This window comes from Bradyrhizobium sp. SZCCHNS3016 (genome assembly GCF_032484535.1).
Classification (GTDB): domain Bacteria; phylum Pseudomonadota; class Alphaproteobacteria; order Rhizobiales; family Xanthobacteraceae; genus Bradyrhizobium.
In genome coordinates this window covers 247558-259166 of sequence record NZ_JAUETE010000010.1, presented here as the reverse complement: position 1 = coordinate 259166, position 11609 = coordinate 247558, and the positions used below count along the sequence as shown (strand labels likewise).

At 64.0% G+C, this 11609-nt stretch carries 10 protein-coding genes; 8 read left to right on the top strand and 2 right to left on the bottom strand.

The features are described 5' to 3' along the window. Nucleotides 1–45: 45 nt before the first annotated feature. The 8 genes from QW881_RS20480 to QW881_RS20445 all read left to right on the top strand — a co-directional run bounded on the left by QW881_RS20480 (nucleotide 46) and on the right by QW881_RS20445 (nucleotide 9349). Complete coding sequence (locus QW881_RS20480; RefSeq protein ID WP_315753583.1) at nucleotides 46–705, top strand: TetR family transcriptional regulator; 660 nt, start codon at nucleotides 46–48, stop codon at nucleotides 703–705. 84 nt (nucleotides 706–789) lie between these two features. After that, the gene (locus QW881_RS20475) at nucleotides 790–1548 is read left to right on the top strand and encodes an SDR family NAD(P)-dependent oxidoreductase (protein ID WP_315753581.1); all 759 of its coding nucleotides are present in this window, start codon (nucleotides 790–792) and stop codon (nucleotides 1546–1548) included. 151 nt (nucleotides 1549–1699) lie between these two features. Continuing rightward, nucleotides 1700–2506 (top strand): enoyl-CoA hydratase/isomerase family protein, encoded by an 807-nt coding sequence (locus tag QW881_RS20470; RefSeq protein ID WP_315753579.1) that lies wholly within the window; start codon nucleotides 1700–1702, stop codon nucleotides 2504–2506. 41 nt (nucleotides 2507–2547) lie between these two features. Continuing rightward, on the top strand, nucleotides 2548–4416 hold the full coding sequence (locus QW881_RS20465; protein ID WP_315753577.1) for an AMP-binding protein: 1869 nt from the start codon (nucleotides 2548–2550) through the stop codon (nucleotides 4414–4416). 135 nt (nucleotides 4417–4551) lie between these two features. Next, nucleotides 4552–5679, top strand: coding sequence for an acyl-CoA dehydrogenase family protein (locus QW881_RS20460; RefSeq protein WP_315753575.1), 1128 nt, complete (start codon nucleotides 4552–4554; stop codon nucleotides 5677–5679). Between the two features lie 157 nt (nucleotides 5680–5836). Then, nucleotides 5837–7081: an acyl-CoA dehydrogenase gene (locus tag QW881_RS20455; protein ID WP_315753573.1), complete on the top strand. Its 1245-nt coding sequence runs from the start codon at nucleotides 5837–5839 to the stop codon at nucleotides 7079–7081. Nucleotides 7082–7200: 119 nt separating this feature from the next. Beyond that, a complete protein-coding gene (locus tag QW881_RS20450; protein ID WP_315753571.1) occupies nucleotides 7201–8448 on the top strand; it encodes an acyl-CoA dehydrogenase in 1248 nt (415 codons plus the stop codon). 253 nt (nucleotides 8449–8701) lie between these two features. Further along, nucleotides 8702–9349, top strand: a complete 648-nt coding sequence (locus tag QW881_RS20445; protein ID WP_315753960.1) for a nitroreductase — start codon at nucleotides 8702–8704, stop codon at nucleotides 9347–9349. 632 nt (nucleotides 9350–9981) lie between these two features. Here QW881_RS20445 and QW881_RS20440 read toward each other — a convergent pair. Continuing rightward, nucleotides 9982–10665: an acyl-homoserine-lactone synthase gene (locus QW881_RS20440; protein WP_315753569.1), complete on the bottom strand. Its 684-nt coding sequence runs from the start codon at nucleotides 10663–10665 to the stop codon at nucleotides 9982–9984. Nucleotides 10666–10747: 82 nt separating this feature from the next. Beyond that, entirely contained in the window at nucleotides 10748–11482 is a 735-nt protein-coding gene (locus tag QW881_RS20435; protein ID WP_315753567.1) for a LuxR family transcriptional regulator, read from the bottom strand. Nucleotides 11483–11609: the final 127 nt, after the last annotated feature.

Sequence of the window (11609 nt, the reverse complement as noted above, 5' to 3'; positions counted from 1 at the left end):
ACTCCGGCTTCGGCTTATCTGCCGCAATCAATTGCGAGATGCGTCTTGGGACCTCAGCTTCAGAACAGCGTGCCGGAAAAGCTTCCCGCGGGACGGAATGCCACCGCGGAGAAGCTGCTGGACGCAGCGAGCGAGCTGATGATTCAGAGGTCCTCGATCGAAATTTCGCTCAGCGACATCGCCCAGAAGTCCGGCGCCAACGCCGCCCTGGTCAAATATCATTTCGGCAACAAGGACGGGCTGCTGCTGGCGCTGCTCGCCCGCGATGCTGCGACCGAGGTCGCCAATCTCGATTATCTGCTGGCGCAGCCGCTTGCGCCGACGGCCAAGCTCAAGCTGCACATCAGCGGCATCATCCGCGCCTATCACCGGTTTCCCTACATGAACCGGCTGATCCACTATCTGCTGCACGAGAGCAGCGCCGAAGCCGCGGATGAAGTGTCGAAGTTCTTCGTCGCGCCGCTGTTGGATTTCCATCGCCGACTGATCGAGGAGGGCGTCGCCAAGGGCGAGTTCCGCGCCGTTGATCCGGTGCTGTTCTATACCAGCCTGATCGGCGCCTGCGATCATCTGTTCTTCGGCCGCCACGCGATGTCGCGCGCGATCGGCGTCGGCCCGGTCACCGATGATGTCTGCCGTCAGTACATCGCCCACATGGAGGCGCTGATCTGCGGCGGAATATTGAAGAGGGCGAATGGCGAATAGGGAGTAGCGAATAGAGATTCGCCCTATTCGCTACTCACCATTCGCTATTCGCAAACAAAAAGACGTCCAAGGAGGAAGCGTATTATGCAGTTGAACAACGTTGCCGTTCTCATCACCGGCGGTGGCTCGGGCCTGGGCGCCGCCACGGCGCGCGCCATGGCTGCCAAGGGCGCCAAGATCGCCGTGCTCGACCAGAGCAAGGAGAATGCGGAGAAGGTTGCCGCCGAGTTGAAGGGCGTCGCCATTCATGCCGACGTCACCGACGAGGAGCAGGTCAAGGCCGGCCTCGCCAAGGCCGAGGCGGCGCATGGCGTCGCCCGCGTGCTGGTCAACTGCGCCGGCATCGGCGGCTCGCAGCGCATCGTCGGCAAGGACGGCGTCTATCCGCTCGCGAAGTTCGCCCGCATCATCAACGTCAACCTGATCGGCACCTTCAACGTGCTGCGGCTGTTTGCTGAGCGCCTCGTCACCGCCGAGCCGGTCGGCGAGGAGCGTGGCGTCATCATCAACACGGCCAGCGTCGCGGCCTATGAAGGCCAGATCGGACAGATCGCGTATTCGGCCTCGAAGGGCGGTGTCGTCGGTCTGACCTTGCCGGCGGCGCGCGATCTCGCCAGCCAGAAGATCCGCGTCAACACCATCGCGCCCGGCCTGTTCCTGACGCCGCTGCTGATGGGCCTGAACGAGGAGGCGCGCAAGAGCCTCGGCGCCCAGGTGCCGCATCCGGCCCGTCTTGGCGACGCCTCGGAATACGGTAACCTCGCCGTCCACATCGTCGAGAACCCGATGCTGAACGGCGAGACCATTCGCCTCGACGGTGCCATCCGCATGGCGCCGCGCTAGCGGCAAGCTCCGCTGTCGTCCCGGCCTTGCGCCGGGACCCATACTCCGCGGCGTTTGAAACAGGCAATCTGACAGACGCCGTAGGTACAACACAAGCCGGTGGCTATGGATCCCGGCGTTCGCCGGGATGATACTAAGGGTGGAGCGCGCGATGTCCCAACCGCTGCTGATCGAGCACGACAATGGCGTCGACCGGGTGACGCTCAATCGTCCGGACAGCCTCAACGCGCTCGATCCGGCGCTGATCGACGCGCTCAATGCTTATTTCGAAAGCCTGCAGCGCAATCGTACCACGCGGGTCGTCGTGCTGAAGGGCGCCGGCAAGAACTTCTGCGCCGGGCTCGATCTGAAAGCCGCGATGCAGCGGCGCGGCGGTGTCAATGAGCCCCCTGGCGTCACCGAGTCCTTGGATTCGCAGCGGCGCATCGCCGATATCGTGATGCTGATGCGGCGTTGTCCGCAGCCGATCATCGCGCTGGTGCAGGGCGCGGCCGCCGGCGGCGGCTTTGCGCTGGCGCTCGCGGCCGATATCCGCATCGCCAGCCGCTCGGCGCGGATGAACTGTGCCTTCATCAAGCTTGGCTTAGGGGGCTGCGACATCGGCACCAGCTACTTCCTGCCGCGCCTCGTCGGCGTCTCCGTCGCATCCGAGCTGATCCTCACCGGCCGCTTTATCGGAGCCGAGCGCGCGCTGATGGTCGGACTGGTGTCGGAGATCGTCGAGGACGACATGCTCGATAGCGCGGCCGCGCCGTTCATCGACGCAATGATGATGGCCTCGCCGGTCGGACTTCGACTCTCGAAGGAATGTCTCAACATGAGCGTCGACGCCTCGTCGATCGAAGCCGTCATCGCCATGGAGGACCGCAACCAGGTGCTGTGCAGCCGCTCGGAGGATTTCAAGGAAGGCATTCAAGCCTTCCTCGAGAAGCGAAAGCCGGTCTATACCAACCGCTAGATATCAAGATCCGCAAAGGACGATATTTCGGGAGACGCAAAATGGACGGGACGGCAGCGAAGGTGCTGGAGAAGCCGGCATTCCGCAATGTCAATTGGCTGGCGCGCGACATCGATGTCATCAGGCGCGGTGACGGCGTCATCGTCATCAAGTCGCGCATTCCGCTGCAGGCCTATGAGCCGCATTTGGCGGCGCCGCTCGCCCGCTGGGCCAAGGAGGCGCCGACGCGGACCTGGCTCGCGCAACGCAGCGGCCCCGATCGTCGGTGGCGCAAGCTGTCCTATGCCGAGGCCAAGCGCACCGTCGATGGGCTGACGCAGGGTCTGCTCAATCTGAAACTCGACGGCCGCCCGGTCGCGATCCTCTCCGGCAATTCGATCGAGCATGCGCTCATCACCATGGCCGCGATGCAAGCCCGTTCGCCGGCCGCTCCGGTGTCGCCGGCCTATTCACTGATGAGCCATGATCATCTCAAGCTCAAATATCTGTTCGGGCTGGTGAAGCCGGGCGTTGTCATGGTGCAGGACGGCCCGACCTTCGAGAAGGCGCTGAAGGCGCTCGATCTCGACGGCGTCACCGTCATTCATGTCGTGCGTCCGTGCGAGGGCATCCCCAGCGTCAGCTTCGCCGATCTCGCCGCGACGCCGGTCACCGGCGAGGTCGATGCCTCGATCGCGCAGATCACGCCGGATACCGTCGGCAAGCTCTTGTTCACCTCCGGCTCGACCGGCATGCCCAAGGCGGTCATCAACACCCAGCGCATGATGTGCGCCAATGCGGCGATGATGATGCAGACGCGCCCGCGCGGACCGGAGGCGCCGATCTCCACCGTGCTCGACTGGATGCCGTGGAATCACACCATGGGCGGCAACGCGCTGTTCAATCCGCTCTTGATCGAGGGCGGCACGCTTTACATCGATGACGGCCGGCCGATGCCCGGCATGTTCGACGAAACCATCCGGAACCTGCGCGAGGTCTCGCCGACCTATTACGCCAACGTCCCCGCCGGCTATGCGGCGCTCGCGGCGGCGATGGAAAAGGACGACGCGCTGTGCCGCTCCTTCTTCAAGGATCTGGGCATCATGGCCTATGGCGGCGCGCGGCTGCCTGACGATCTCTATGAGCGGATGCAGGCGCTGGCGGTGAAGACCACGGGCGAGCGCATCGTGTTCTACACCGGCTGGGGCTCGACTGAGACGGCGCCGACCTCGACCGGCACCTATTGGAACACCGAGCGGGTCGGCCTCATCGGCCTGCCGTTCCCCGGCGTCGAGCTGAAGATGGTGCCGACCGGCGACAAGTACGAGCTGCGCCTGCGCGGCATCAACGTCATGCCCGGCTATTTCGGTCAGCCCGAGTTGACGAAGAAGGCGTTCGATGAGGAAGGGTTCTACTGCATCGGCGATGCCGGCGTGTTCGTCGATCCCAATGATCCGACGCAAGGCATCATCTTCGCCGGCCGCGTGGTCGAGGATTTCAAGCTCACGACCGGCACCTTCGTCCATGTCGGCTCGCTGCGCACCGATGCGATCGCAGCCGCAACGCCGGCGATCCACGATGCGCTGGTGACGGGGCAGGACCGCGAATATGTCGGTCTCCTGGCCTGGCCCAATCTGCACGCCTGCCGCCAGTTGGTCGGCGATCCCAACGCGACGTTCGAGGACGTGGTGAAGCATCCGGCCGTCATCGACTGCGTCCGCCGCGGTATCGAAGCTCATAACCGCGAGTGCGAGGGCGCGACCAGCCGGCGCATCGCCCGCGCCATGCTGATGGTCGAGCCGCCCTCGATCGACGGCCATGAGCTGACCGACAAGGGCTACATCAACCAGCGCGCCGGCCTCGAGCGTCGCGCCGCGCTGGTCGAGCGGCTCTATGCGGCCGAGCCAGACAGCGACGTGATCGTGCTGTGATGACGCATTTTGAAACCGTCATTCCGGGGCACTCGCGAAGCGAGTGAACCCGGAATCCAGAGATAAATCAGATCGAGATTCCGGGTTCGATGCTGCGCACCGCCCCGGAATGACGATCAGGAAGCAGGTGAGGCCATGAACTTCGATTTCTCCGACGACCAGAAGCAGCTGCGGGACCAGGCGCGGAAATTCCTCGCCGAGAAGTGTCCGTCCAAGGCGGTGCGTGTCGTGCTCGACGGCAAGGAGCCGTATGACCGCGCGCTGTGGAAGGGCTTTGCCGAGATGGGCTTCCTCGGCGTGGCCATTCCGGAAGAATATGGCGGCGCGGGCGCCGGCCATCTCGAGCTCTGCGTGATCGCCGAGGAGGTCGGCCGCGCGCTGGCGCCGGTGCCGTTCTCGTCCACGGTCTATCTCGCCGCCGAGGCGCTGATGCTGGCTGGCAGCGATGCGCAGAAGCAGACCTGGCTGCCGAAAATAGCGAGCGGCGAGGCAATCGGCACGCTGGCGCTGTTCGAGGGCACCGGCAATCCGTCGCCCAAAGCGATCAAGTGTGAAGCCGCCAACGGCGTGCTCAACGGCACCAAGAAGCCGGTCGCCGACGGCGCCATCGCCGATCTCATCATCGTTGCCGCGCGTACCGGCTCGACCGGCCGCGACAGCGACATCTCGCTGTTCCTGGTCGACACCAAGGCGGGCGGCGTCGAAGCCAAGGCGCTGACCAATCTCGATCCGACGCGCGGCCAGGCCGAGCTCACCTTCAAGAACTGCAAGGCGGAGCCGCTCGGCGCCGCCGGCGAGGGCTGGAGCATCATCACCCAGGTGCTCGATCGCGCCGCGGTGCTGATCGCCTTCGAGCAGGTCGGCGGCTCCGATCGCGCGCTGGAGATGGGCCGCGACTACGCGCTCGACCGCATCGCCTTCGGCCGGCCGATCGGCTCGTTCCAGGCGGTCAAGCACATGCTCGCGGACATGTATGTGTCCGCGACCTTGGCGCGCTCCAACTCCTATTATGGCGCCTGGGCGCTCTCGACCAATGCGCCGGAATTGCCGGAGGCCGCGGCCTCGGCGCGCATCAGCGCGACGCAGGCCTATCAGCACTGTGCCAAGAACAACATCCAGGTCCATGGCGGCATGGGCTTCACCTGGGAGTTCGACTGTCACATGTACTACCGCCGCGCCAACGCGCTCGCGCTCGGTCTCGGCAGTCTGTCCTATTGGGAGGACCAGCTGATCGACCGCATGCGCAAGCGCAATGCGGCGTGACCCAAGCCCGTCATTCCGGGGCGCTCGCGCGCGACAAAATGGCCATGCCATTTTGCGCGGAGCGAGCGAACCCGGAATCTCGAGATCACCAACCTCTGGATTCCGGATCGACCCGCGTTGCGGGTCGTCCGGAATGACGATTTGAAAGGGATTCGCCATGAATTTCGATGACACCCCGCAGGAGGCCGCGTTTCGCGCCGAGGCGCGCGCGTGGATCGCCGCCAATGCGCCCAAGCAGTATGAGGACGAGCTGCGCGCGACCTCGCTCGGCCGCGTCGCGCTGAAGGACGCCAACATCCTCGACGTCGCCAAGGCTTGGCAGAAGAAGAAGGCGGAGGCCGGCTGGGCCTGCCTGCATTGGCCGAAAGACTATGGCGGCCGCGGCGCCTCGCCGATCGAGCGCGTGATCTGGCAGCAGGAGGAAGGGCCGTTCGGCAAGCTCTCCGGCATGTTCATCATCGGCCACGGCATGTGCGGCCCGACCATGATGGCCTACGCCTCCGAGCAGCATAAGCGTGAATATCTGCCGCCGCTCGCGTCGGGGGAGAAGGTCTGGTGCCAGCTGTTCTCCGAGCCGGCTGGCGGCTCCGACGTCGCTGGTTTGCGCACCCGAGCCGAGAAGCGTGGCGACGACTGGGTGATCAACGGCCAGAAGATCTGGACCTCCGGCGCGCATTACTCCGACTACGGCATCCTGCTGACGCGCACCGATCCCACGGTGCCGAAACACAAGGGGCTCACCATGTTCTTCCTGGACATGAAGAGTCCGGGCGTCGAGATCAGGCCGATCAAGCAGGCCAGCGGTCACTCCGATTTCAATGAGGTCTATTTCACCGACGTCGTGATCCCGGACTCGCAGCGACTCGGCGCCGTCAATGACGGCTGGAACGTCGCGCTGACAACGCTGATGAACGAGCGCATGTCGATCGGCGCCGGTGTCTCCACCGGTTTCCCGGAGCTGTTCGACTTCTGCTCGAACGTCATGCTCGATGATCGGCCCGCGATCGAGGACCGCAACGTTCGCTCAAAGCTGGCGAACTGGGCGGTGAAGGCGAGCGGGCTGAAATACACCAGCATCCGTGCCATCTCGGCGCTATCGAAGGGCGAGCGGCCGGGACCTGAGAACTCGATCGGCAAACTCGTCGCCGGACCAATGATCCAGGACGTCGCGGCTTACGCGCTGGACCTGCAGGGCGCCGCCGGCGTGCTGAGCGGCCCGGAGGCTGAGCTCGCCGGAAAATTCCAGGCGATGCTGCTGCGCGCGCCCGGCACCCGCGTCGAAGGCGGCACCGACGAGATCATGCGCAACATCATCGCCGAGCGCGTGCTCGGGTTGCCGGGTGACATACGTGTCGACAAGGACGTGCCGTTCAATCAGGTGCCGACCAAGGGACGCGCATAGTTGCTGTCATTCCGGGGCGCCGCGGAACGCGGCGAGCCCGGAATCTAGAAGTCATCAGATCGAGATTCCGGGTTCGCGCTGCGCGCGCCCCGGAATGACGAACCGGAAAGAGAGCGACCATGAACTTCGACGACACCCCGCAGGAAGCTGCTTTTCGCGAGACCGCGCGCGCCTGGGTCGCCGCCAACGCGCCGAAGGAGCTGGAGGAGGAACTGGCGAGCTCCTCGCTCGGCCGCATCCGGCTCAAGCACGCCGACATCGTCGAGGTCGGCAAGGCCTGGCAGAAGAAGAAGTCCGCTGCCGGCTGGGCATGCCTGCACTGGCCGAAGGAGTATGGCGGCCGTGGCGCGACCCCGATCGAGCGCGTGATCTGGCAGCAGGAGGAGGGCGTCTACGGCAAGCTGACGCAGCCGTTCCAGATCGGCGAGGGCATGTGCGGCCCGACCGTGATGGCCTATGGCAGCGAAGAGCACAAGCGGCGCTATCTGCCCAAGCTCGCTTCCGGCGAGGAGATCTGGTGCCAGCTGTTCTCCGAGCCGGCGGGCGGCTCCGACGTCGCGGGTCTGCGCACCCGCGCCGAGAAGCGCGGCGACGACTGGCTCATCAATGGTCAGAAGATCTGGACCTCGGGCGCGCACTATTCCGACTATGGCCTGCTGATCACGCGCACCGATCCCAATGTGCCCAAGCACAAGGGCCTGACGATGTTCTTCCTGGACATGAAGAGCCCAGGCGTCGAGGTCCGCCCGATCAAGCAGGCCAACGGCATGCAGGAGTTCAACGAGGTCTATTTCACCGACGTGGTGATCCCGGACAGCCAGCGGCTCGGCGCGGTCGGCGACGGCTGGAACGTGTCGCTGACCACCTTGATGAACGAGCGCATGTCGATCGGCGCGCGGCTCGCCACCGGCTTCCCGGAGATGTTCGAGTTCTGCGCCAATCTGATGACCGAGAGCGGACTCGCGATCGACGATCGCGCCACGCGCTCGAAACTGGCGTCGTGGGCGGTCAAGGCCAGCGGGCTGAAATACACGAGCTATCGCGCGATCTCGGCGCTGTCCAAGGGCGAGCGGCCGGGACCTGAGAATTCCATCGGCAAGCTGGTCGCCGGCGTCATGCTGCAGGACATCGCCACCTATGCCATGGATCTCGAAGGCGGCGCCGGCGTGCTGACCGGCGCGGACGAGGCGGTGACGCAGGGCCAGTTTCAGCAGATGCTGCTGACTTCGCCCTCGATGCGCATCGCCGGCGGCACCGACGAGATCCTGCGCAACATCATCGCCGAGCGCGTGCTCGGCCTGCCCGGCGATATCCGTGTCGACAAGGACGTGCCGTTCAACAAGGTGCCGACCAAGGGGCGGAGCTAATCCACGGCATCACGACGACTGTCATTCCGGGGCAAGGCCGCAGGCCTTGAACCCGGAATCTCGATGTCGGCTTGGGTTTATTCTGAACAATGTCGAGATTCCGGGGGCGGCCGCCGCGGCGACCGCCCCGGAATGACGGGGTGTGGAGGGCGAGCACAACGCGAGCGCCTCCGATCGAACTGTACGGAAGGTTGTCATGTCATCAGCGGCGCCAAAGTCAGACCAAGATCCCATCACCATTCTCGAAGAGCTGATGGCCGCGCGCTTCTCCTGCCGCAGCTTCCGCGCGGAGCCCGTGCCGCGCGCCACCATCGAGCGCATCCTGGCGGCGGCGCAGAAAACCGCGTCCTGGTGCAACAGCCAGCCCTGGCTGGTCGAGATTACGTCGGGCCCGGCGACTGAGGCTTTCCGGAAGGTGATGTATGCGGCGGCCTCCAGCGGCAAGCCGGCGTCAGGCGACTTCCCGTTTCCGCGCGAATACACCGGCGTCTATCTGGATCGGCGGCGCGAGAGTGGTTTCCAGCTCTACAACGCGCTCGACATCCCGCGCGGCGACAAGGCCGGCTATGCCCGGCAGGCGCTGCAGAACTACAACTTCTTCGGCGCGCCGCATGTGGCGATCATCCACAGCGACGAGGCGCTCGGCACCTACGGCGCGATCGACTGCGGTGGCTACGTCACGAGCTTCATGCTGGCGGCGCAGGCGCTCGGCATCGCCACCGTGCCGCAGGCGGCGCTGGCATTTCATTCCGACGTGGTGCGGCAGCATTTCGGATTAGGTGACGACCGCAAGGTGGTCTGCGGCATCTCGTTCGGTTATCCCGATCTCGGTCACAAGGCGAACTCCTACCGCACCAGCCGCGCCGCGGTTGCCGAGACGGTCCGTTTTCACGACGAATAACTTCGCGTCCGTAAGTCGTGCGCGCGTATTTGTTGCCGGTGGAGTTCCGTTTTGCGGGACTCCGGACGGGGCAAGACGACCCACGAGTCCCTTTTTGTAAACCGAGTTTGCTGAACAGGGAGCAGCTCGGGCGGCGGTGCCATGATTTTGCCGAGCTGTCGTCCACGTTTGGCGAGCGCGTTTCGGCAACGATGCTCACGCTCTCCTGCCCGACCTTCACATCGAAAGCCGCTCTGAAATCAACAGTTTGTCCGCGATCTGCCAATCGAGGCTCACTGCTGCAGGGACCGGAGGGGTGGCGAGGGTCGGTGCAGGAGCGCTAGTGGTTGCTGTTGCCCGATTTGGGCGCGCATTTTTCCCTGAGCTCGTGGGCTTCAAGCAATGATATTGACAAAATCCTCTCCAACATTTTGAGTTGCATTGCCCGAGCGTCAACGATGCAAAATTGTAGTAGCTCGATGATCTTCTCGATTGAAGGTTCAGTCACGGCTCAAAACCTGAAGTGTCAGCGATGGATTCCATGAATACGCCCTCCAACCTTTACGTCCTCGAGGTGGATGAGGCGACGCTCCTTGGTCACCGCCTCTTGAAGGCTTTCCATAAGCTAAGGCTGAAGCGGCACCGGGAACAGCTCATTGCGCTGGCTGAGCGGCTCGTGGAAGATGAAGAAAGATATCCGGCAGGGCCTGGCGGCTGACGTCTTCGAGTCCTTGCCACGTCAGCGTCGGCCGCGTCAGGCCGATCTGCTTGCAGAGTGACTTCCACGTCGTTTCATCGCAGTCGACGAGCACGGCCATTACCGACATCCCATCCATCATGTGAGGTACGCCGAGCGGCCGCGCCTTCCAGCCGCACTTCTCGAACCGCGGCAGCCACCAGGTTTCGAGCACGATCGAAAAGCCTGTCAACCCGATCGAGATGCCGTACTCCATGATCGCAGTCAGCAGCAGCATGTCGATCCGCGGGCCCGCATGCTCGCCGCGGCGCTCGGGGATCACGAAGATGCGCGACAGCTCGTAGACGTCCGGGCGCTGGATCGTGCCGCGCAGATTCAGATACGGGAAGATGTCGCTCATCAGCGTCGGCATCAGCGTTGGCACCGCGCGCATCGAGCCGATCAACTGGCCGTTGTCGATGCAGAACAGGTAGACCGAATCCTCGGTGTCGAACTGATCGATCTCGCGCCCGTCGGGACGATCGAGCGCCATCCACTTGCGCTGCTTGACGTAGATCTCGTGGCGCAGCCGGTAATACGGATCGAAATATTTCTCGTACAGAGCGCGATTATCTTTTCGAACGACATGAATCTCAGGCATCGAAACCCCCGGTCGTCTGAATCAAATTGGGGTTTGCAGATTGCCGATGCGCTCGAATTGATCCAGTGGGAGAAACGCCAGATCAGATCGAGATCTCGCCGTTGACAAGAGCGGTCGCAACCGTCGCCGTCTTGTTCTTGGTCGAAAGCTTGCGCTGCGCCTCCTCCAGATGCCAACGGACGTTGCGTTCGGAGACGCCGAGGATGCGCGCCGTCTCCCACGCGGTCTTGCCGCGCGCCGCCCAGCTCAGCACCTCGGCCTCGATCCGCGACAGGCGTCGGCTCTGGTTGCTCGCGGCGGAGCGCGCCAATGCGCGCAGCCTGCTGTGCGTGAAGATGCTGATCAGGTGCAGCGCGCCCCGCGCGTCGGGGGCGAGATTCGGATTTTCGCCTGCAAGGCTGACGGCGCCCACGGCATCGTCGTAGTGGATGGGAACGCAGAAGCCTTCGTTCAACCGGAAGTCCTTCGCGCGCATCATCACCTCATGCGCGCCGGGCTCGTCCTCGCGGTCGTAGGGCGCCTCCGTCCACGCGAATGGATTCAATGTCGAGATGCAATGCCGCGGAATCGGATCGCAGCGGTGGAATTGCTCGCGCGCATACATGTCGAACCATTCCCGCGGCCAGCCGTTGGCGAGAATGGTCTGCTGCAGCGATTGGCCCGAGGTCGGCACGCCGGCCATGATGTAGGCGTGAAAGCCCAGGTCGCTGATCATCTTCTCGAACTGGGAGAGCACGCTTGCGCTGGTCTTCGACGCCTCGATCGCATCGACGTACTCCAGAGCTCGTCGTCCCCAATACGCGTCCATCACTTGCATGTGAAAGTCTCCGCCCGCGGTTCAAGCTAGCCACGGACAAAAAGCTGTCAACCGCAAATTGGAGGTTTAGGTCGATAGTTCGTTGAGCGTGTGTAAGAACACCGGCTGGATACAGACGTTTGCATGC

What these genes read in the sequence shown, in the direction of transcription:
- QW881_RS20475 (WP_315753581.1), top strand. Translation starts at nt 790, where the DNA reads ATGCAGTTGAACAACGTTGCCGTTCTCATCACCGGCGGTGGCTCGGGC.
- QW881_RS20470 (WP_315753579.1), top strand. Translation starts at nt 1,700, where the DNA reads ATGTCCCAACCGCTGCTGATCGAGCACGACAATGGCGTCGACCGGGTG.
- QW881_RS20465 (WP_315753577.1), top strand. Translation starts at nt 2,548, where the DNA reads ATGGACGGGACGGCAGCGAAGGTGCTGGAGAAGCCGGCATTCCGCAAT.
- QW881_RS20460 (WP_315753575.1), top strand. Translation starts at nt 4,552, where the DNA reads ATGAACTTCGATTTCTCCGACGACCAGAAGCAGCTGCGGGACCAGGCG.
- QW881_RS20455 (WP_315753573.1), top strand. Translation starts at nt 5,837, where the DNA reads ATGAATTTCGATGACACCCCGCAGGAGGCCGCGTTTCGCGCCGAGGCG.
- QW881_RS20450 (WP_315753571.1), top strand. Translation starts at nt 7,201, where the DNA reads ATGAACTTCGACGACACCCCGCAGGAAGCTGCTTTTCGCGAGACCGCG.
- QW881_RS20445 (WP_315753960.1), top strand. Translation starts at nt 8,702, where the DNA reads ATGGCCGCGCGCTTCTCCTGCCGCAGCTTCCGCGCGGAGCCCGTGCCG.
- QW881_RS20440 (WP_315753569.1), bottom strand. Translation starts at nt 10,665, where the DNA reads ATGCCTGAGATTCATGTCGTTCGAAAAGATAATCGCGCTCTGTACGAG.
- QW881_RS20435 (WP_315753567.1), bottom strand. Translation starts at nt 11,482, where the DNA reads ATGCAAGTGATGGACGCGTATTGGGGACGACGAGCTCTGGAGTACGTC.